The organism is Streptomyces sp. FIT100, assembly GCF_024584805.1.
Classification (GTDB): Bacteria; Actinomycetota; Actinomycetes; order Streptomycetales; family Streptomycetaceae; genus Streptomyces.
On sequence record NZ_CP075715.1, the window covers coordinates 831,041 to 850,899 of the forward strand.

Annotated in this window: 23 protein-coding genes and 1 pseudogene; 12 read left to right on the plus strand and 12 right to left on the minus strand. The window is 70.2% G+C overall.

Going from position 1 to position 19,859, the window contains the following annotated elements; genetic code table 11:
• Positions 1 to 130: 130 nt before the first annotated feature.
• Together KK483_RS03500 and lnt are read left to right on the plus strand one after the other, a co-directional pair.
• A complete protein-coding gene (locus KK483_RS03500; protein WP_262003623.1) occupies positions 131 to 592 on the plus strand; it encodes a nuclear transport factor 2 family protein in 462 nt (153 codons plus the stop codon).
• Between the two features lie 92 nt (positions 593 to 684).
• Entirely contained in the window at positions 685 to 2,319 is a 1,635-nt protein-coding gene (lnt, locus tag KK483_RS03505; protein WP_262003625.1) for an apolipoprotein N-acyltransferase, read from the plus strand.
• Here lnt and KK483_RS03510 read toward each other — a convergent pair.
• A complete protein-coding gene (locus KK483_RS03510) occupies positions 2,243 to 3,148 on the minus strand; it encodes a Gfo/Idh/MocA family protein (RefSeq protein ID WP_262003626.1) in 906 nt (301 codons plus the stop codon). The genes lnt and KK483_RS03510 overlap by 77 nt on opposite strands.
• Positions 3,149 to 3,238: 90 nt before the next feature.
• On the opposite strand from KK483_RS03510, the gene KK483_RS03515 reads away from it, so the two are divergent.
• Together KK483_RS03515 and KK483_RS03520 are read left to right on the plus strand one after the other, a co-directional pair.
• Entirely contained in the window at positions 3,239 to 3,373 is a 135-nt protein-coding gene (locus KK483_RS03515) for a hypothetical protein (RefSeq protein ID WP_262003628.1), read from the plus strand.
• Positions 3,374 to 3,455: 82 nt separating this feature from the next.
• On the plus strand, positions 3,456 to 3,968 hold the full coding sequence (locus tag KK483_RS03520) for a DinB family protein (protein ID WP_262003629.1): 513 nt from the start codon (positions 3,456 to 3,458) through the stop codon (positions 3,966 to 3,968).
• A 23-nt stretch (positions 3,969 to 3,991) separates the two neighbouring features.
• Here the strand turns inward: KK483_RS03520 and KK483_RS03525 are convergent, their stop codons facing one another.
• From KK483_RS03525 to KK483_RS03555, 7 genes are all read right to left on the minus strand, one after another.
• The gene (locus tag KK483_RS03525) at positions 3,992 to 4,465 is read right to left on the minus strand and encodes a hypothetical protein (RefSeq protein ID WP_262009331.1); all 474 of its coding nucleotides are present in this window, start codon (positions 4,463 to 4,465) and stop codon (positions 3,992 to 3,994) included.
• Between the two features lie 155 nt (positions 4,466 to 4,620).
• Positions 4,621 to 5,304: a uracil-DNA glycosylase gene (ung, locus tag KK483_RS03530; protein ID WP_262003631.1), complete on the minus strand. Its 684-nt coding sequence runs from the start codon at positions 5,302 to 5,304 to the stop codon at positions 4,621 to 4,623.
• 138 nt (positions 5,305 to 5,442) lie between these two features.
• On the minus strand, positions 5,443 to 7,026 hold the full coding sequence (locus KK483_RS03535) for an ABC transporter substrate-binding protein (RefSeq protein ID WP_262003633.1): 1,584 nt from the start codon (positions 7,024 to 7,026) through the stop codon (positions 5,443 to 5,445).
• A gap of 120 nt (positions 7,027 to 7,146) precedes the next feature.
• On the minus strand, positions 7,147 to 7,914 hold the full coding sequence (locus KK483_RS03540) for an SDR family oxidoreductase (RefSeq protein ID WP_262003635.1): 768 nt from the start codon (positions 7,912 to 7,914) through the stop codon (positions 7,147 to 7,149).
• A gap of 16 nt (positions 7,915 to 7,930) precedes the next feature.
• The gene (fabG, locus tag KK483_RS03545; protein WP_262003637.1) at positions 7,931 to 8,692 is read right to left on the minus strand and encodes a 3-oxoacyl-ACP reductase FabG; all 762 of its coding nucleotides are present in this window, start codon (positions 8,690 to 8,692) and stop codon (positions 7,931 to 7,933) included.
• Positions 8,693 to 8,852: 160 nt separating this feature from the next.
• On the minus strand, positions 8,853 to 9,236 hold the full coding sequence (locus KK483_RS03550; protein ID WP_262003639.1) for a DUF3037 domain-containing protein: 384 nt from the start codon (positions 9,234 to 9,236) through the stop codon (positions 8,853 to 8,855).
• On the minus strand, positions 9,233 to 10,081 hold the full coding sequence (locus tag KK483_RS03555; protein WP_262003641.1) for a HipA family kinase: 849 nt from the start codon (positions 10,079 to 10,081) through the stop codon (positions 9,233 to 9,235). The genes KK483_RS03550 and KK483_RS03555 overlap by 4 nt, the downstream gene beginning before the upstream one ends.
• Before the next feature lie 228 nt (positions 10,082 to 10,309).
• On the opposite strand from KK483_RS03555, the gene KK483_RS03560 reads away from it, so the two are divergent.
• Together KK483_RS03560 and KK483_RS03565 are read left to right on the plus strand one after the other, a co-directional pair.
• Positions 10,310 to 10,606, plus strand: coding sequence for a transposase (locus tag KK483_RS03560; protein WP_399013211.1), 297 nt, complete (start codon positions 10,310 to 10,312; stop codon positions 10,604 to 10,606).
• A gap of 2 nt (positions 10,607 to 10,608) precedes the next feature.
• Positions 10,609 to 10,995, plus strand: coding sequence for an IS3 family transposase (locus tag KK483_RS03565; RefSeq protein WP_262009332.1), 387 nt, complete (start codon positions 10,609 to 10,611; stop codon positions 10,993 to 10,995).
• Here KK483_RS03565 and KK483_RS03570 read toward each other — a convergent pair.
• A pseudogene (locus tag KK483_RS03570) lies at positions 10,967 to 11,406 on the minus strand (IS5 family transposase); the annotation flags it as partial. The gene KK483_RS03565 and the pseudogene KK483_RS03570 sit on opposite strands and share 29 nt — an antisense overlap.
• Positions 11,407 to 11,575: 169 nt before the next feature.
• On the opposite strand from KK483_RS03570, the gene KK483_RS03575 reads away from it, so the two are divergent.
• From KK483_RS03575 to KK483_RS03585, 3 genes are all read left to right on the plus strand, one after another.
• Complete coding sequence (locus KK483_RS03575; RefSeq protein ID WP_262003643.1) at positions 11,576 to 12,265, plus strand: ABC transporter ATP-binding protein; 690 nt, start codon at positions 11,576 to 11,578, stop codon at positions 12,263 to 12,265.
• Positions 12,262 to 13,587 (plus strand): ABC transporter permease, encoded by a 1,326-nt coding sequence (locus KK483_RS03580; RefSeq protein ID WP_262003645.1) that lies wholly within the window; start codon positions 12,262 to 12,264, stop codon positions 13,585 to 13,587. Before KK483_RS03575 ends, KK483_RS03580 begins: the two co-directional genes overlap by 4 nt.
• A 176-nt stretch (positions 13,588 to 13,763) precedes the next feature.
• The gene (locus tag KK483_RS03585; RefSeq protein WP_262003647.1) at positions 13,764 to 15,062 is read left to right on the plus strand and encodes a sensor histidine kinase; all 1,299 of its coding nucleotides are present in this window, start codon (positions 13,764 to 13,766) and stop codon (positions 15,060 to 15,062) included.
• A gap of 169 nt (positions 15,063 to 15,231) precedes the next feature.
• Here KK483_RS03585 and KK483_RS03590 read toward each other — a convergent pair whose 3' ends face one another.
• Entirely contained in the window at positions 15,232 to 15,801 is a 570-nt protein-coding gene (locus KK483_RS03590; RefSeq protein WP_262003649.1) for a dihydrofolate reductase family protein, read from the minus strand.
• A gap of 287 nt (positions 15,802 to 16,088) precedes the next feature.
• Between KK483_RS03590 and KK483_RS03595 the strand changes: the two genes are divergently transcribed.
• The 3 genes from KK483_RS03595 to KK483_RS03605 all read left to right on the plus strand — a co-directional run bounded on the left by KK483_RS03595 (position 16,089) and on the right by KK483_RS03605 (position 17,610).
• On the plus strand, positions 16,089 to 16,739 hold the full coding sequence (locus KK483_RS03595; RefSeq protein ID WP_262003652.1) for a response regulator transcription factor: 651 nt from the start codon (positions 16,089 to 16,091) through the stop codon (positions 16,737 to 16,739).
• A 113-nt stretch (positions 16,740 to 16,852) separates the two neighbouring features.
• On the plus strand, positions 16,853 to 17,146 hold the full coding sequence (locus tag KK483_RS03600; RefSeq protein ID WP_262003654.1) for a transposase: 294 nt from the start codon (positions 16,853 to 16,855) through the stop codon (positions 17,144 to 17,146).
• A complete protein-coding gene (locus KK483_RS03605; RefSeq protein WP_262003656.1) occupies positions 17,143 to 17,610 on the plus strand; it encodes an IS3 family transposase in 468 nt (155 codons plus the stop codon). The genes KK483_RS03600 and KK483_RS03605 overlap by 4 nt, the downstream gene beginning before the upstream one ends.
• Here the strand turns inward: KK483_RS03605 and KK483_RS03610 are convergent.
• Both KK483_RS03610 and KK483_RS03615 read right to left on the minus strand, forming a co-directional pair.
• Positions 17,555 to 18,925, minus strand: coding sequence for an FAD-binding oxidoreductase (locus KK483_RS03610; protein WP_262003657.1), 1,371 nt, complete (start codon positions 18,923 to 18,925; stop codon positions 17,555 to 17,557). The two genes, KK483_RS03605 and KK483_RS03610, sit on opposite strands and share 56 nt — an antisense overlap.
• Positions 18,926 to 18,995: 70 nt before the next feature.
• Positions 18,996 to 19,859 (minus strand): DAPG hydrolase family protein, encoded by an 864-nt coding sequence (locus KK483_RS03615; RefSeq protein WP_262003659.1) that lies wholly within the window; start codon positions 19,857 to 19,859, stop codon positions 18,996 to 18,998.

Sequence of the window (19,859 nt, forward strand, 5' to 3'; positions counted from 1 at the left end):
TGTCCGCTGCCGTAGTCCGTGCCGTGCCACCTGCCGTCCCGCCGGGGGGCCGCTCGTGCCCCGGGCGCCCGGAGCGCCCGATCCTGCGTGGGCTCTTGGCGTGGCGCGTCCGCTGCCCGAGACTGTGCCGATGACGCAGCGCGTGGATCTCGCGACGGTGATGGACCGGCTGGCCATCGACGAGGTGATCACCGGGTACGCGGTGGCCGTGGACGACGGTGACTGGTCCGGTTACCGGGCCCTCTTCACCCCGGAAGGCCGCGCCGACTACCGCGGCGCGGGCGGCATCGAGGGCCCCGCCGCGGACGTCGCGCAGTGGCTCGCCGAGACGATGCGGCTGTTCCCGGTGCGGCAGCACCTCATCGTCAACCGGCGGGTGCGCCTCCAGGATCTCGGCGGCTACCCGGGCGACGGGGCGGACGCGCAGGCCGACTACGTGAACCCGATGCGGCTGGAGTCGGGCGAGGACTTCGTCTGCGGCGGCAGGTACGCGTTCGCGCTGGAGCGGACGGACGGTGGCTGGCGGCTGCGGTCGGTGACCGTGCGGGAGAAGTGGCGGCACGCCGCCTTCCCCGTCCCGGCGGTCGGCTGAGCCCCCGCCCGCCGTTGATCGGCACGGGCTCTGTCCCGCGCCGCGTCGCTCCCTCACACTGGAATCGGACACTGCTCTCGGGGAGGCGCTGCATGCGGATTCCGGCGGGCCGGCGGGAGCGGCTCACGAGGCTGTTGTCGTCGCCGTGGGGGCGTGGCGCGGCCGCGCTCGCGGCGGGCGCGCTGCCCGCGCTGGCCTTCCCTGCCCCGGGGCTGTGGTGGTTCGCGTACGCCGCGCTCGTCCCGTGGCTCCTGCTGATCCGTACGGCGGCGACGGGGCGGCGCGCAGTCCTGGACGGCTGGCTCGGCGGCATCGGTTTCCTGCTGGCCGTGCACCACTGGCTGGTGCCGAACCTGCATGTGTTCATCCTGCTGCTGGCGGCGCTGCTCGGGCTGCTGTGGGCCCCCTGGGGATGGCTGGTGCGCGCCATGCTCGGCGGGACGCCGTCGGCGGCCCGCGCCACCGCCGCGATCGCCGTCGTGCCGTCGGGCTGGCTGACGGTGGAGCTCGTGCGGTCCTGGGAGGGGCTCGGCGGACCCTGGGGTCTGCTCGGGGCGAGCCAGTGGCAGGTGGAGCCCGCGCTGCGACTCGCCTCGGTGGGCGGGGTGTGGCTGGTGAGCCTGCTGGTGGTCGCGGTGAACACGGCGGTGGTCGTGCTGCTGACGGTGCCGGTGGCGCGGGTGCCAGCCGTGGCGGGTGTCTGCGCGTGTGCGATGGCCGCGGGGGCGGTGTGGCTGTGGGCGCCACGGCCGGAGCGGCCGGGCGACGTGGCGCGGGTCGCCGTCGTCCAGCCCGGTGTCATCAACGGGCTAGGCGGAGCGGAGCGGCGCTTCGCCCGCAGCGAGGAGCTGACCGGTGCGCTCGCCGGGCAGCGGCTCGATCTGGTGGTCTGGGGCGAGAGCAGCGTCGGCGTGGACCTGGCGGCGCGGCCGGACTTCGCGGCGCGTGTCGCCGCCGTGTCCCGTGCCGTGGGAGCCGAGGTGCTGGTCAATGTGGACGCGCGGCGCTCGGATCGGCCCGGGATATTCAAGAGCAGCGTGCTGGTGGGTCCGGGCGGCCCCACCGGTGACCGCTACGACAAGATGCGGCTGGTCCCCTTCGGCGAGTACGTCCCGGCGCGGGCGCTGCTCGGCTGGGTGACGTCCGTGGGCGAGGCGGCGGGTGAGGACCGCAGGCGCGGCAGCCGCCAGGTGGTGCTGGAGCTGGCGGACGGGGCGTCCGGCTCCGGGCTGCGGGTGGGGCCGCTGGTCTGCTTCGAGTCGGCGTTCCCCGACATGAGCCGCCGGCTGGTGCGCGGTGGCGCGCAGCTGCTGGTGGCGCAGTCCGCGACCTCGACGTTCCAGGAGAGCTGGGCGCCGGCGCAGCACGCCTCGCTGGCGGCGCTGCGGGCGGCCGAGACGGGCCGGCCGATGGTGCACGCCACGCTCACGGGCGTCTCGGCGGTGTACGGGCCGGACGGCGAGCCGCTGGGCGACCGGCTGGGCACGGACGCCGGCACCGCTGCCGTGTACGAGATCCCGCTGGCCCGGGGCACGACGCCGTACGTCCGGTTCGGGGACTGGCCCGTGTACGGCACGCTGGCGGTGCTCGCGGCGCTGTGCGCGGCCGAGGGCCTGCGGGCGCTGCGGCGTCCCGGTCCGCCCGCTGACCTCAGGAAGCCTGGGTCAGGGACTCCCGGACCACCCGCTCGCACAGCTCATGGGTCAGCAGCGCGTCCTGAGCGCTGAGGAACTTCCCGGCGCGCACGGCGTCGAGGAAGGCGAGGACGGACTGCTCGATGCCCCGCTGTCGCGCCACCGGCACCCAGTCGCCGCGCCGCCGCACGGTCGGCTGGCCCTTGTGGTCGATGACTTCCGCGAGGTTGACCACCTCGCGCTTGGTGTCCTGTCCGGCGACTTCGAGGATCTCCTCGGTGGAGCCGTTCAGCCGGTTCATCATGCCGATGGCGGTGAATCCGTCGCCGGAGAGCTGGAGGACGACGTGGTGCATCAGCCCGTCGCGGATCCTGGCCCGTACGTCGGTGTGCTCCACGGGGCCGGGCAGCAGGAAGCGCAGGGTGTCGACGACGTGGATGAAATCGTCGAGGACGAGCGTGCGCGGGTCCTCGGGCAGACCGACCCGGTTCTTGCGCATCAGGATCAGCTCGCGCGGGTGCTCGGCGCACTGGGCGTAGGCGGGCGCGAAGCGGCGGTTGAAGCCGACGGCGAGCGTCGTCCCGGTGCGCTCGGACAGTTCCACCAGCCGCTGCGAGTCCGCGAGTTCGTAAGCGAGCGGCTTGTCGACGTACGTCGGCACGCCGGCCTCCAGGAGCCGCGCCACGATCTCGGGGTGCACGGGGGTGGGCGCGTGGACGAAGGCGGCGTCCAGACCCCGGTCGAGGAGCGAGTCCAGGGTGGTGCGGCAGCGGTCGCCGGGGATGTGGTGGGCCGCGGCGATCCGGTCGAGGGTGGCGGGGGTCCGGGTGTGCAGATGCAGTTCGACGTCCGCCCGGGTGGTGAGCACCGGCAGGTACGCCTTCTGCGCGATGTCCCCGAGCCCGATGCAGCCGACCTTCACCTTTGCCTCCCTCGCGTGCCGGCGCGGGACGGCGCCGTCCCCGCAGCATACGTGGGCCGGGGCGACTGCCGGTCGGCGATGCCGTCGAAGGTGCGCAGGAGTAGGTTCACGGGTGTACGCGGCGAGACCCCGGCCGATGTCCGGGGCGGGGCCGGCACCGCCGCCGGCGTGGTGGGCGAGCACGATCGCGTCCTCGACGGCCGTGGCGGGCCGGCCGAGCTGTGAAAGGGTCCGGCGAGCTGCTCCGGAGCTGCTCGGTGAGTGAATTCCCTGGCGGGGACGGGCGCGCGTGGCAGAGGATCGAGCCATGACGACGACTGAACGCACCATGGTCCCCACCATTGCCGGCGAGCGCGAGATGCTGGAGGCCTGGCTCGACTTCCACCGGGAGACCCTCGCCGTGAAGTGCGCCGGGCTCGGCGACGAGCAGCTGCGGGAGAGGTCCGTCCCGCCGTCGGAGCTCTCGCTGCTCGGTCTCGTACGGCACATGGCGGACGTCGAGCGGAACTGGTTCCGCCGGGTCCTGGCCGCGGAGGACGCCCCTCCGCTGTACTACGGCAAGGAGGACCCGGACGGCGAGTTCCACCCGACCGGCGAGGACACCTGGGAAGCGGCGCACGGAGCCTGGCTGGCGGAGATCGCACGAGCCCGGGAGCTGGCCGCGTCGCGCACCCTGGACGACCGGACGGCCGGCACCAACACCAGCGGCGAGCCGTTCAACCTCCGCTGGATCTATGTCCACATGATCGAGGAGTACGCCCGGCACAACGGGCACGCGGACCTGCTCCGGGAGCGGATCGACGGCGTGACGGGCTTCTGACGGTCATACCCCGCGCCGGCGGGTCACTCCCGCGACAGCTGCCGGTCCAGCCGCGCGATCGCCGCCCGGACGCCGTCACCGTACCCGTCGTCTCCGAGGGTGTCCGACGCCGCACGGGCGCGCTCCAGATGGGCGCGCGCGGCCTCCGGACGGTGCAGCTTCGCATAGTCCGCGGCCAGGTTCAGAAGCAGCGAGGGGTACATCCCGCGGACCGCGACCGCTGCGTCATGCCGCGCCAGGCGCGCGTCGCCGAGCACCTCTGCCGCCGACAGCGCCCGCAGGTCCCAGGCGAGTTCGTCGCCGGGGTCGTCCTGGGTGTCCGCCATGTAGTGGGCGAGGGTGCAGCGGTGCAGCGGGTCGCCGTCCTCGCCGATCTGCTCCCACAGCCGGCCGAACCTGTTGCGCGCCTCCTCCCGGTCGCCCGCGTGGAGCAGCATGACCGCCTGCCCGATCCTCGTCATGACGGCGTCGTCCGACGTCTCCCGCTGCTCCGTCACCGCGGCCTCCAGCCCTTTGGTCGCCTGATCGCCCTGATCGCCCTGGACGCGCCTGGTCGCTCCGGTGCGCGTGGGCACGACGCTAGCCGTCGCCGGCGGCAATCCGGCACAGGCTCGGACGGGGGCCCGAGCCTGTCAGCCGGGTGCGCGAACGCTCAGCCGAGATCGGGGATGCGCCAGTCGACCGGCTCATGGTCCTGGGCGGCCACGGCCTCGTTGATCTGCGTGAAGGGCCGGGAGCCGAAGAACTTCTTCGCCGAGAGCGGCGAGGGGTGGGCGCCCTTCACCACCACATGGCGCTCCTCGTCGATCAGCGGCAGCTTTTTCTGGGCGTAGTTGCCCCAGAGGACGAAGACCGCCGGGTCGGGCCGTGAGGCCACCGCGCCGATCACGGCGTCGGTGAACTTCTCCCAGCCCTTGCCCTTGTGGGAGTTGGCCTCGCCCGCCCGCACCGTCAGCACCGCGTTCAGCAGCAGGACGCCCTGCCGGGCCCACGGCATCAGATATCCGTTGTCCGGCACGGGGTGGCCCAGCTCCTCCTGCATCTCCTTGTAGATGTTGCGCAGGGAGGGCGGGGTCTTGACGCCGGGGCGCACCGAGAAGCACAGGCCGTGGCCCTGGCCTTCGCCGTGATACGGGTCCTGGCCGAGGATCAGCACCTTGACCCGGTCGAAGGGCGTGGCGTCCAGCGCCGCGAAGACCTCGTCGCGCGGCGGGTACACCGGCCCCTTGGCGCGCTCGTCCTCGACGAAGTCGACGAGCTCCTTGAAGTACGGCTTCTGGAGCTCCTCGCCGAGGACGCCGCGCCAGGACTCGGGCAGCATGTCGGTGTCGGTCACGTCAACCTCCGGTATGCGATCGGTTCTCGATCGGCTCTCGATCACAGAACCTACCCGCGGCCACTGACAACGGCCGCCGCCGGGGACGGGTCCGCCCGTCCCCCGCGACGGCCGTCGTCAGTGGCCGGCGAACGATCGCTACCAGCTGGCCTTCCGATGGAGCTCCCACACCTGCATGATCGTCTGCGGGTCCATGGCGCGCTCGCAGCCGGCGATCTCCTCGCTGGCCGCGATGTGCAGCTTGCCCTGCCACAGCGGCAGCAGCCTGACGTCGTCCACGAGGACCTCCTGGGCCCGCTCGAACTGCTTGGACACCGCCAGCGCGCCCCGGTCGGTCTCGCGGCGCGAGAGGGTGAGCTGCTCGGCGATCTCGGTGCTCTCGTACGGGGTGCCGAGCGCGTTGTTCTTGCCGACGAACGGTGCGATGAAGTTGTCCGGGTCCGGGAAGTCGGGGAACCAGCCACGCCCGAAGACCGGGTACTTGCCGTTCTTGTAGCCCTCCTGGAAGTCCTTCCAGGGCTTGCCCTGCAGGGTGATCTTGAACAGCTTCGAGGCGTCCAGCTGCCGCTTGAGCTCGGCGAACTCCCGCGCGGTGGCGGAGCCGTAGCGGTCCGTGGTGAACCAGAAGGTCAGCTCGACCGGCTCGTCGATGCCGGCGTCCTGGAGGATCTCGCGCGCCTTGTCGATGTCCGGGTCGCCGAAGGTGTCGAAGAAGCTGGTCGTGTGGCTGGCGATGCCCTTGGGGATCATCGAGTACAGCGGCTCGGCGGTGCCGGCATAGACCTGCGAGACCAGCGCCTCACGGTCCACGACCTGGGCGATCGCCCGGCGCACCGGCAGCTTCGCGGCCGCCGGGTCCTTGGGGTTGAAGACCAGGTAGCGGATGTCGGAGCCGACGGTCTCGACGACCTGGAGGCCCTCGTTCCCGGACTTCTTCTCCTGCAGCGCCGTGACCTCTTCCGCGGTGAGACCACGGTTGGTGACGTCGATGGTCTTGCTCTTGAGGGCGCTCACCATCGCTTCGGAGTCCTTGAAGTACCGGATGGTGACGGCGTCGTTCTTGCGGTCGGCGAAGCCGTTGTAGCTCGCGTTCTTCTTCAGGAGGGCCTCGGAGCCCTCGGTGTACGACTCCAGGGTGTACGGGCCCGAGCCGGTCAGCTTGCCGTCCTCGCGGAGCTTGTCGAGCGGGTACTCGGCGGGGTCGACGAGGGACATCGCGGGCGTGGCGAGGATGAACGGGAAGGTGGCGTCGGCCTTGGTGAGCCGGAAGGTGACCGTCCGGTCCCCTTGCGTCTCGACCCCGCTGAGTGAGCCGAGCAGTCCGCTGGGACCGCCGTTCACATTGATCTTGAGGATCCGGTCGACGGTGTGCTTGACGGCGGCGGCGTCCAGCTTGTGGCCGTTGGAGAAGGTGAGGTTCTCCCGCAGCTTGCACTGGTATGCCGTGTTGGTCGCGTCGGTGAACTTGCAGTTCTCGGCCGCATCGGGCTGCGGACTCGTACTCCCTGTCGGGAAACTCAGAAGTGTCTGGAACACATTGCGGTACAGCTCCCACGAGCCGTCCCACGCAGCAGCAGGATCGAGTGTGCTGGGCGCACTCGTCGTGCCCACAACCACTGGCTTGGCACCCTCGGCGTCATCATCCGAAAACAGACCGCATCCCGCCACCAGGGATATGGACGCAAGGGCTGCAGCCGCCCGCAGCATCGTCCGGTTGAACACGTGCACACGCTCCTCGTTCAGCCATGGGTCGGCGAACCATACCGCAGTGCCCCGCCGGATCAACGGGGAGGTCCGGCGGGGCACTTGAGGCAATCCTCAGCCATTCGGGCACAAACCGGATCAGTGCACTCCGGCATTCAGGAAAATACCGCCGTCAACGACGAGCGTCTGTCCGGTGATCCAGTCCGACTGGTCGGAGGTGAGAAAGGCCGCAGCGCCTCCGATGTCCTCGGGAACGCCGAGCCGGCCGAGCGGATAGGCAGCGGCGGCCTCCGCCTCCCTGCCCTCGTAAAGCGCCTCCGCGAACCTGGTCTTGATCACGGCGGGGGCGATGGCGTTGACCCGGACCCGCGGGGCGAATTCATGCGCGAGCTGCAGGGTCAGATTGACCATGGCCGCCTTGCTCATGCCGTACGCCCCGATGAAGGGGGATGCGGAGACTCCGGCGATCGACGCGATGTTCACGATCGCACCGCCGTTCTCCTTCTGCCATGCCTTCCAGGTCTGCTGGGCGAAGCCGAGCGCCGAGATCACGTTGGTCTCGTAGACCTTGCGGGCGACGCCCAGGTCGAGTTCGGCGATGGGGCCGAAGACCGGGTTGGTGCCGGCGTTGTTGACGAGGAAGTCGACGCGGCCGAACGCCTCCATCACCCGCTCGACGGCGGCCGCCTGGTGGGACTCGTCATGGGCCTTGCCGGCGACGGCGATCACCCGGTCGGCGCCGAGCTGCTCGACGGCCTCCTTGAGCGCGTCCTCTCCGCGCCCGGTGATGCAGACGCGGTCACCTCGGGCGACGAGCGCCTCGGCGACGCCGTAGCCGATGCCCCGGCTGGCGCCCGTGACGAGGGCGACCTTGCCGGACAGCGGGGGAAGTTCCTTCGTGGTCATCTCTGTCGTCTCCGGTTCAGTTGAGCGGGCCGCCGGCGACGTACATGACCTGGCCGGACACGAATCCGGCGTCGTCGCCCGTGAAGAAGGCGATGGCGTTCGCGACGTCCTCGGGACGGCCGACTCGCTGCACCGGGATCTGGGTGGCGGCGGCGGCCTGGAACTCCTCGAAGCCCATGCCCACGCGCGCGGCCGTCTGCGCGGTCATCTCGGTGACGATGAAGCCGGGGGCCACGGCGTTGGCGGTGACGCCGAACTTGCCGAGCTCCTTGGCGAGCGTCTTGGTGAAGCCCTGCAGACCGGCCTTCACGGCGGAGTAGTTGGCCTGGCCGCGGTTGCCGAGCGCCGAGCTGGAGGAGAGCGAGACGATCCGGCCGAAGCCCGCGTCGACCATGTGCTTCTGGCACGCCTTCGCCATCAGGAACGCGCCCTTGAGATGCACGTTCACCACGGTGTCCCAGTCGGACTCGCTCATCTTGAAGAGCAGGTTGTCGCGGAGCACGCCCGCGTTGTTGACGAGGATCACCGGCGCGCCGAGCTCGGCGGCGACGCGCTCGACGGCGGCCTCGACCTGGGCGGAGTCGGAGACGTCGCAGCCGACCGCGACGGCCTTGCCACCGGCCGCGGTGATCTTCTCGACGGTGTCCTTGCAGGCCGCCTCGTCGAGGTCGAGTACGGCGACGGCACGGCCCTCGGCCGCCAGACGCACGGCGGTGGCGGCGCCAATGCCGCGCGCGGCACCGGTCACGATCGCAACGCGCTGCTCGGTGGTGGACATGGTTGGCTCTCCTCGCCCTTGGATCCCGTTGGATGCGGCCACCCGGTACGGCCCGGATGATGAATGAGCGACCGCTTAGTACCTTCAGCAGACGAGACGCTAGAAGCCCTGGCACCCGGTGTCAACGGCGGGATCCCTCCGAGGCCCCGCCGTACCCCGGTCAGCGCACCAGCACATCCAGCAGATGCTCGACCTCGGCCGCGGGGTCGGCCGTCAGTCCGGTGTGCACGGGACCGGGCTGCACGACCGTCGAGCGGGGAGCGATCAGCCAGCGGAAGCGCCGTCCCGCATCGTCGTGCGCCGCCTGCCCGGCATCATCCCCGCCACGGCAGATTCCCTCGACCGCGTGGAGCGCGGCCCGTACGCCCCGGACGTCCGCCCGGGGGTCCAGGGCCTTCAGCTTCGTCTCGTCCAGATACGTCCGGGCGGCCACGAAGGACTTGGCGCGGCAGTAGACCACCACGCCCGCGTTGAAGCACTCGCCGCGCTCGACGCGCGGGACGACGCGGAGCACCGCGTATTCGAAGACGTCGCGCCCGCTCACCGGTTCTCTTCCTTCTGCTTCGTCGGGTGCGGCCAGGGGGTGAGGTGGGCGGTCAGCCAGCCGGGGGCCCCCGAGGGCCGCGGCCTGGACGGCGCGTTCAGAGTGATCCGCTCGTGGATGCCGTCCGCCCGCGCCAGCAGGGTCTCCACATAGGCGCGGCGCAAAGCGGCGGTGGAGTCGAAGCCGGGCTCGTCGACCAGCCACTCGTCGGGCACGTCGGCGGCCGCCTCGGTCAGCAACTCCTCGGTGACCAGCGGGGCCAGCTCGGCCGCCGCGGCCGTGATGTCGGGGCCGAAGGGCGCGAGAGCGTGGTCGGAGGCGTCGTACGGCTTGGCGGCGGATGCCCGCGCGCCCGGCCAGTTGTGGTGCCAGATCATCGTGGCGCCGTGGTCGATGAGCCAGAGCTCACCGTGCCAGACGAGCATGTTGGGGTTGCGCCAGGACCGGTCGACGTTGTTGATCAGCGCGTCGAACCAGACGACCCGGCCCGCCTCCCGGGCGTCCACCTCGTACGCGAGCGGGTCGAAGCCGATCGAGCCGGGCAGGAAGTCCATCCCGAGGTTGAGGCCGCCACTGGCCTTCAGCAGCTCCTGCACCTCCTGGTCGGGCTCGGACAGACCGATGACCGGGTCGAGCTGTATCTGCACGAGCTCCGGAACCCGCAGCCCGAGCCGCCGCCCGAGCTGCCCGCAGATGACCTCGGCGACCAGGGTCTTGCGGCCCTGTCCCGCGCCGGTGAACTTCATGACGTACGTACCGAGATCGTCGGCCTCGACGATGCCCGGGAGCGAACCGCCCTCACGCAGAGGCGTGACGTAGCGGGCCGCTGTGACCTCTGTCAGCATTTCCCCAGGCTATACGGGCTATACGGGTTCGCTCCCTGGCAATCGACGGAGAGGGTCGGCGCGGCACAACCTGGGGCATCGCCTCCGGTCAGCCCTGGGGAAAATCTGGGGAGTCTCGACCGGCAAGCAGTCCGTCGATGACGGCGCGCCCCTTTGTGGGCTTGATCCGCTTTGACGGACATCCGAGATCAGGGGTTCTGCCCCGGGAGGATGTCCATCATGGAGAGCATGGGGAAGAAGCCTCGGCCTCGCCGTTCGTTCACGCCGGAGTTCAAGGCCGAGATTGTCGAGCTGTGCCGACGCGGTGACCGCTCGGTGGGTCAGGTCGCCAAGGACTTCGACCTGACCGAGACCGCGGTGCGGCTGTGGGTCAGCCAGGCCGAAACCGACGCGGGTGAACGGGACGGGCTGACCAGCAGCGAACGCGAGGAGCCGGCCGCGCTGCGGCGGGAGAACCGCCGGCTGCGGGAGGACGTGGAGATCCTCAAGCGGGCCACGGCTTTCTTCGCGAAGGAGACCCGGTGACGGTGCACCCGTTCATCGAGGCGGAGAAGCGAAACGGTCACAACGTCAAGCACGCGTGTGAACTGCTGCAGGTCTCCCGAGCCGCCTTCTACGCCCGCCGCACCGGCAAGCCCGGTCCGCGGGCGGTCCGTGACGCCGAGCTGACCGAGAAGATCACCGAGGTTCACGAGCGTTCCCGCGGGACCTACGGCGCCCCACGAGTCCATGCCGTCCTGCATAGGCAGGACGAGGAGTACGGACGGCGCCGCATCGCCCGGCTGATGCGCAACGCCGGGCTGCAGGGCCGACACCGCAGACGACGGCAGCTGACGACGATCCCCGATCCGCGCGCCGCGTCCCGGCCCGACCTCGTCGTCCGCGACTTCGCGGAATGCCGGTGGCATCGGTGATCAGGTGATGCTTGCTGCCCGTCCTGCCCCGGTCAACGGGGCTTCGTCCGGTCTTGGCTCCCCCTTTAACGCCCGGATGTGGGAGCCGTCGACCGCCGCCCGGGAGAAGTCGAGGGCGTTCGCGCCGCGCAGCTTGGCGAGGAGGATTTCGTGCCGTCGGGGCCACACTCCGGCCCCGGTCCATTCGGCCAAGCGGCGCCAGCAGGTCATGCCCGAGCCGAAGCCGAGTTCCTGCGGCAGGTGTTCCCAGGCGATCCCGGTGTGCAGCACGAACAGGATGCCCTGGAACACCAGCCGGTCCGGATGCCGCTTACGACCAGGATGCCGGATCCGACGCTCAGCCTTCGGCAGCAGCGGCTCGATCACCGCCCACCGCTCGTCGTCGACTTCCCACGCCTTCGGCCGAGCCATCCGTACCCCCAGATCACCAATCCCGGAGTGATCCAACCATCTCGAAGATCATTTCGTTAGGAGTTCCAAGCGCCGCCGCGGGCGTCCGAAGGGGTCGGAATTTCCGACCCCCGGACTCGGGTGCCTGCCCCATCGCGTCGATGACCAGCGGATTCGTACGGTCGACGGCATGGAAGCCATTCTCGAACTCGAGCGGGTCAGCCGGACCTACGGCCGCGGCCGGCACACCGTGCACGCGCTGCACGACCTCGACGCGCGGCTGTACGCGCACTCCCTCACCGCCGTCACGGGCCCTTCCGGGTCTGGGAAGTCGACCTTCCTGCAGTGCGCGGCCGGGCTCGACAAGCCGACGTCGGGGAGCGTGCGGCTGGCCGGGCAGGAGATCTCCGGCATGGGTGAGCGGCAGCTGACCCGGCTGCGCCGGGCCCGCATCGGGTTCGTGTTCCAGTCCTTCAACCTGCTGCCGACGCTGACCGCCGAGGAGAATGTGCTGCTGCCGCTGCGCCTCGACGGCAAGCGCAGGGACCCCGCAAGAGCGCGGCAGATGCTCTCCCGTGTCGGCCTCGACGGCCGCGCGGACGCGAAGCCCGGTCAGCTGTCCGGCGGCCAGCAGCAGCGCGTCGCCATCGCCCGCGCGCTGATCACCGAGCCGGACGTGGTCTTCGCCGACGAGCCGACCGGCTCCCTCGATGCGGAGACCGCGGCCGGGGTGCTGGTGCTGCTGCGGGAGGCGGTGAGCTCGTACGGGGCCACCGTCGCGGTCGTCACCCACGACCCGGCGGTGACCGAGCGGGCCGACCGGGTGCTGCGGCTCGCTGAGGGGCGGCTCGTGGCGGACACCGTGGGGGCACTGGCATGAGCGTGCTCGCCCCCAACGGCCTCGGCGCCGCCTCCGTCAGGGCCCGCCCCTCCGCATTCGCGGGGACCTTCGCCGCTCTGGTGTTCTGCGCGACCGTCGTCACCGCGAGCGTGGCCGTCGCGGTCTCCGCCTCCCGGGTGCCGTCCTCCCCCGAGCAGTACGCGGTCTACGAAATGGGCCTCGTCTTCAGCCTGGTCACCGTCTACATGTCCGTCTTCGTCATCGGCCAGGTGATGTCCCTGGCCGTGAGCCAGCGAGGCCGGGAGAGCGCGCTGCTGCGCGCGATCGGCGCTGGACCGTGGCAGATCCGGCGCATGGTGGCGACCGAGGCGCTGTTCACGGCGCTGCTCGCGCTGCCGGTCGGTTACGGGCTCGGGGCGCTGGTCGCGTGGGGATGGTTCGGCGCGCTCGATGCCGGCGGGATGCTCCCGGACGGGATGTCGCTGCACATCGGTCTCGGGCCGCTGTTCGCCGCGCTCGGCACGCTGGTGGTGTCCTCGCAGCTCGGCGGCCTGATCGCAGCTCTGCGCGCCTCCCGTACCCGCCCGTCGGCCGCGCTGTCGGCGACACAGGTCCCGGGCGGTGAACAGGCGGGCAGGGTCCGGGGCACCGTCTCGCTGGTGTTCCTCGCGGGCGCGGTGGCGCTCACCGTCGTGGCCGCGGTGGGGTCGGCGGAGAACGCCGGGGACGTGATCCCGCTGGTGCTGCTCGCGTATCTGGTGGCCACCGGTGTCGCGGGGCCCTGGCTCGGGCGGTTTGCGACCCGGGCGGCGGCGCCCGTGCTGTACGCCGTGGGGGGCGTGGCGGGCGAGCTCGCGGTGGCGGGATCCCGGGCCAGGGCCCGCCGCCTCTCCGCGGCGATCACGCCGATCGCGATGGTGACGGCCTTCTCACTGGCCCAGTTCGTCTCGCTGGCCGCAGCTGAGGACGTGGACGCGACAGCGCTGTTCGGCACCCTGCTGTATGCCGCCTTCGCGGGCCTGGTCGCCGCCAACACGCTGGTGATGCTGACGCTTGAGCGACTGCGGGAGTTCTCGCTGCTGCGCACGATCGGCGCCGAGAAGCACCAGATACGCGCGGTGGTGCTTGCCGAGTCGGCGATCACGGCCCTTGCCGGAGTCGGTGCGGGCACGGCGATCGCCTGCGCGCTGATGGCCCCGCTGGGAGCCAGGACGGGCACGCCGCTGTCCGCTCTTCCGATGTGGGCATGGGCGGCGACCCTCGGCGCGGGGGCCGTCCTGGTGTGGGCGGCGTCCGCCGCGCCGCTGGGGCGAATGTTCCGAGTGCGTCCGATCGACGGGGTTGCCCGCAGGAGCGCGTAACAGATGGGAATCTCAAGGCTGTGGGCACCCGGCCCGCCCGAAGAGCGAAGCCGGTGCCTCGACACGAAGCGCCCGCCCCGGAGCATCGCGGTCACGCCGCCCACGGCAGCACCGGGACACGCGGGGCGGGCACAGCCGAACCCAGCTATTACCACCCGACAGGCATCGAGGACTTGATGCGCCACCTCCGCAAGCTGCCCGGCTCCCTCAGGGGGGCAGCGAACCTTCTCTTCGGCTCGCCCGGCGAGGCCGCGTACGCCCTGCTCGTCCCCGCCCTCGGGCTCGTCTGCGGCCTCGCCCTGCTGATGCTGCTCGCCACGTCCCTTCTCACCGCGATCGTCCAGATCGGCCTGGTCCTGCTCATCGGCACGCTCGCCGCCGCCCGCGCCATCGGCGCCCTGCACCGCGCCCTGCTGCGCGGCATGCTCGGCGAGGACATTCCCGCGCCGCCCGAGCGGCAGCGACCGCGCGGGTTGCGCTCCGCCCTGACCGACGGTGACGACTGGCGAGCCGCTGCTTTCACCGTCGCGTACACGCCCGTCGGCCTCGTCCTGTTCGCGGTGTGGGTGATGGGCAGGTACTACGGCCTGGCCGCGCTCACCTACCCCTTGTGGTGGCGGGCCATCGAGGAGGACGGCCACTACGGCATCGGCTTCGGCTTCGGCATCGAACCCGACACCTGGCCTCAGGCTCTCATCACCGCCGTGGCCGGCGCCGGCATCCTCGGCTTCACCACCTGGTCGACGCGCGGACTGCTCGACCGCGTCGTACGCCCCATGGCCCAGGCGCTGATCGGGCCCGGACGGCTCGAAACCCGGGTCCAGGAGCTCCAGGAGACCCGCGCGCTGGCCGTCAAGGACTCCGCCGCCACCCTGCGCCGCATCGAACGCGACCTGCACGACGGCGCCCAGGCCAGGCTCGTCGCCGTCGCGATGGCCCTCGCGGGCGCGAAGGACCAGCTCGCCCGGGTCCCCGGCGACGCCCCCGAACTGGCGCGCGGCCGCGAGCTGGTGGACTCCGCCCTCGACGGCTCCCGCACCGCGATCAAAGAACTCCGCGATCTGGTCCGGGGCATCCACCCACCGGCCCTCGACGACGGCCTGGACGTCGCCCTTGAGACTCTGGTCTCGGGATACGACGCACCGCAGGTGACCCTGAACGCGGACCTGCCGGAACGACCTCCCGAGGCGATCGAGACCATCGCGTACTTCTGCGCGGCCGAGCTGATCGCCAACGCCGCGAAGCACGCGGGCGCGACCCGCGCCGACGTGGCGGCGTACACGAAGGACGGGACGCTGCGCCTGTCCGTGACCGACGACGGGCACGGCGGCGCACGGCCGCGCGCGGGCGGCGGCACGGGGCTGGCCGGATTGTCGGAGCGGGTCAGTACGGTGGACGGGCGGCTGCTGATCGACAGCCCCGCCGGCGGCCCGACCACCGCCACCGTCGAACTGCCGCTGGACCCCAGGACGTAGGACCTAGTACCGCATCAGGCAACGTCTGCCCTGTCCGCTACCGGCACCTCGGGGCGATGTCCCCCGTCGATATGTCCGTGCGTTCGGGCGCACGGGCGAGCGCGGGGCAACGCGACCCGAGCCGTCGTTCCGTCGCGAGGCAGCGGCCAACGGCCCAGGACAAATCAGGTCAAGCCGGAACTCGCGTGGGCCGGTATCGCATGGCGACTGCTCCCGACCGGAACTCATGGCGATCCACGAGCTCGACCTGGATGCGCTCGCGCAGACCGGCGAGCAACGTCGGCCCGTGCCCGGCAAGGACCGGCTGCACAAGGAACTCATACTCGTCGATCAATCCCAGGTCTGCCAACGCCAGGGGGAGCGTCACGCCACCCACCCACAGGCCCTCGCCTGGCTCCTGCTTGAGCCGCTGAACCGCTTGCCCCAAGTCGCCTCGCAGCAGCTCAGCATTCCAATCGGCCTCGCCCAGCGTGCTCGACACGACGTACTTCTTCGCCCGGTCGATGGTCTCGGCGAACGGGACCTCCCACTCATCCATCCAGTCAGGCCACGTGCCCGTGGCCGGCTTCCGCCACGCCGACTCCATCATCTCGTAGGTCACCCGGCCGAATAGCAGGGCATCGGCTCGTCCCATCTCGGCGGTCCAGTAGTGCATCGACTCCTCGTCCGGCGGAAGCCCTGCCTCGTGATGGCAGCAGCCGTCGAGCGTGACGTTGATCGAGTATCGAAGTGGTCTCATCTCGTTGCTCTCCCTTGATGCGCGCCCCGCGTTCACCGGACCGTACTTAGACGGCTGTCGGCACCATTTCTGATCGGCGCCCCGATCGGACCTACTCAACACCGTTGCGATGCGAACCAGGCCGCAGACCGCGCGCCCGACCGATTCGGTGTTCGGGGCGGTCAGGTCCGCGACGGGACGGCGCCCATAACGCTCGACTTTGATGCACGTACCGGTCACCTACCGCTGACTCAGGGGCAACGACGAACGTCGCAAACGTTGCCTGACGCGGCACTAGGATCCGCCGCATGCGCATCGTGATCGCCGAAGACGCCGCCGTCGTACGCGAGGGCCTGGTCCAGCTGCTGCGTGACCGGGGCTTGGACGTCGCCGCCGCGGTGGGCGACGCCGAGGCGCTGCTCGCGGCAGTCGAGGAATACCGGCCGGACGCCGTCGTCGCGGACATTCGCATGCCGCCCACGCACCGCGACGAAGGACTGCGCGCCGCGCTCACCCTGCGCGAACGCTATCCGGACCTCGGGGTGCTGCTCTTCTCCCAATACGTGGAAACGCGCTACGCCAACCGGCTCGCCGCCACCGGCATGTCCGGCTTCGGCTATCTGCTCAAGGAACGCGTCGTCGACGTGGACGACTTCGTCGACGCCCTGCACCGGGTGGCCGCGGGCGGCACCGCGCTCGATCCGGAGGTGGTCTCGAAGCTGCTGGCCGCCCAGCACACAGCACACGGCCTGGCGGAGCTCACCGCGCGCGAGCACGAGATCCTCGCGCTGATGGCACAGGGCCGCACGAACGCAGCGATCGCCGAGGGGCTCGGCATCTCCCAGCGCGTGGTGGAGAAGCACACCGCAAGCATCTTCACCAAGCTGGACCTGCCGCGCACAGAGACCGGCCACCGACGGGTACTGGCGGTGCTGCGGTATCTGCAGGGCGACGGCTGAAGACGAAGGACCTGGTGCCGTACGCCATGCGGGAGGCGGGCGGCCCTGAAGCTTCCCCTTGATTGTGGACAGCTGGAGACTGGGACGAGAGATCCCAGGGGAAGCAGTGCCAGGTGGGAAGCAACTACGCGAAGCGGTACTCCGACGAGTACAAACGGGACGCAGTCGAGCTCGTTCGGTCCTCGGGTCGGACGGTGACCGAGGTCGCCCGGGAGCTCGGGATCAGTCCGGAGTCCCTACGGGCCTGGGTGAAGAAGGCCATGACCGGCCTCGACCAGTCCGTGCAGGCGGCCGACGACCGCGACAAGGAGCTGAGGCGGCTGCGGAAGCTCACCGCGGACCAGGCGAAGACGATCGAGATCCTGAAAAAAGCGACGGCCTTCTTCGCGAAGGAGAGCGACCGGTGAGCGAGATATGCCGGTTCATCCACGCGGAGAAGGCAAACTACACGATCGTCCTGTTGCGCAAAGCGATGAGGACCGGCCGCTCGACGTACTACGCCTGGGTCGCCGGGGTCGAGGCCCGCGAAGCAAGGCGACCGGCCGATGAGGCCCTGGCCCACGAGATCACGGTGATCCACATCGCCTCCCGCGGCAATTACGGCGTCCCACGCGTCGCCGCAGAACTACGCCGGCTGGGCAAGCTGGTCAACCGCAAGCGGGTCGAGCGCGTCATGCGCGAGCGAGGCATCGCCGGGAACAGCCGCCGCACCGGGCGCCGCAGCCTGACCAAGGCCGACGCCACCTCCGCCGCGTCGCCCGACCTGCTCGGCCGGGACTTCACCGCAACCCGCCCCGTCTCTCAGGGTCGTTCCTTCAGCGACTCCTCCGAGTGTTGGCGGCCGGTTCGGGGCGGCCGAGCCAGGAGATGAAGAGCCCGTCGGGGTCCCATGTGGCGCGGAGGTCGTCGAGGCGTTGGAGGTTCTCGTCGCTCACGAAGCGGTAGGGGCGGTTGATCAGGTTTTCGTCGGCCAGCTGGATGCCGCTGGCATATGGCTCCCAGGCTTGCATGTGGTCGGTAACCCAGTCCGTGTACTTCCGGTCGTCGGCTGGATCGGTCCAGGCCGCGTACAGCCCGTAGTACAGCTCGTCTTCCACCGAGTAGGCCATCGGCGGGCGTTCGGGCTGTCCCTCGTACCCTGCCCAGTTGTAGAGCACCATGTGTGAGGGCGCGGGGGGCCAGGTCTTCAGCATGGCCTCCAAGTTGGGCCAGAGGCCGTCGAAGGAGGCGTGGGTCCACATGTTGTCGGCCAGATAGCGCTTGGTCTCGTCGTAGTGCGGATCGGTGCCGAGCCGGCTCAGGGTGCCGGTGTCGGTCACCTCGTTGAGCCGTGTGGTGAGCACCTGAGCGCGTGCCGGGCAGGACTCGAAGACCGACAGCTGTTCTCTGGCCTCCTCCTCGGTGTCGGTGAAGGCGGTGGCGTTGAGGGAGATGAGCGGCTCGTCGTTCGCCATCGGGTCGCGGTTGCACATGAGGTTGATCTCTGTGGGTGTCCGGCTGCCGATCTCGTGCACGAAGCCGTAGATGTCCCGCGCGGCCGAGGCGGGCCAGAAGTAGCCGCTGTTCATCGTGATTCGCTTGCGCGGGTAGAGTTTGACGTGGAACCGGGTGACGACGGCGAAGAAGCCGGGACCGGCGCCTCGGGCAGCCCAGAGCAGGTCGGCGTTCTGTGTTTCGTCGGCATGGATCCGCTCGCCGTTCGCGGTGACCGCATCGATGCCGGTGACTGACATGCAGGCCGGTCCGTAGTCCCGCCCGGCCCAGGCGAATCCCCCCTGCAGCAGATAGCCGCCGATGGAGACGCCCGTGCAGTGACCCGTGGGGAAGAACAGCTCTTTCTCCGCCAGCATGGAGTTGAGCTCTGACCCTTTGATTCCGGGCTGGGCGGTGCCGGTCATCGCCTCCTTGTCGACGGTCACACGGCGCAGATTGGAGAGGTCGATCAGCAGCGTGCCGTCGCGCAGGTGCGACCCGGACCAACTGTGGCCGCCTGAACGCACCGCGATCTGCAGGCCCTCCTCCCTGGCCAGCTTCACCGCTCCGACGACATCGTCCTCGTTGTTCGCCAGCACGATCACCTCGGGATAGCGGCCGGGGACCCCCGAGTGCCAGCAGGCGTCACGGCGCAGGCTCTCGTAGCGGTAGTCGCCGCGCCGCAGCACCCTGCCCTCGATCTGGTTCGCCATGTCCGCTCCCTTCGCGAGTCACATCGGCATCATCTGTGCACGCATCCCAGGGCATAGGACGCCGGGCCCGTCACTCTTGTTCGCTGCGTTCGAATTCGTCGAAGATGTCGGGGAGGAACACGGCAAGATGGTTCATCTCCTGCGAGCAGTGCACGACCATGGCGCGGGCCTGTGCTTCTCCCAGATTCCTCACCCCTTCGGCGACCCTTTCGAGTTCACCGGTCAGGGATACTCCCTCCCGGGGGGAGACGTGACTTCCGCCCATCCAGAACCGCGAACGCATCTCGGCGCCACCGTCCACCAGACGCACATGATGGACCAGATGTCCCCAGTCGAGTGGGACATCCGAGAACCCGACCCTCGCGCAGACCGCGGTCGCCTGCTGCGGATCGAGCCTGTCCTCGCTGAATCCCAGACTGCCGGGACGCACGAAACGAATGGCGAGACGGCCGGGTACGTTGCCGACGTACTCATCCACGAACGATGTGCCGCCGATGTACCGCTCGCGATAACGAGCAACTTCTTCCTCCGCACCGCCGGACCACTCCGCGTACAGGTGGGCACGTGGATACCACAGTTTGTACCGCTGGGTCTCCGTGGCATGCCACCAGAACCACCAGTCCACCATGTCAGGGGACACTCGCGGCATATGGGTTGCTGTGGCAACGTGCATGGAGCCGTCGTCGAAGAGGCTGTATCCGTTCTCCAGATCCTGGTATCCGGCCCTGTCCAGTGTCCCCGCGCCGTCCAGGCCCAGACACAGCGGAGGCGCCTGCGGACCGAGAGAGATCGCCTCCTTGACGTGCTCCGGCAGCGGAGCCATCACAGGATTCCAGTACTTCGCATACCACTTGCCGTCGAGTTCGCCGGGACGCATTCCCAAATGGGTCTGGCGTGTGGGATCGGGACGCGGCTCCGCAGTGGAATCGGTCAT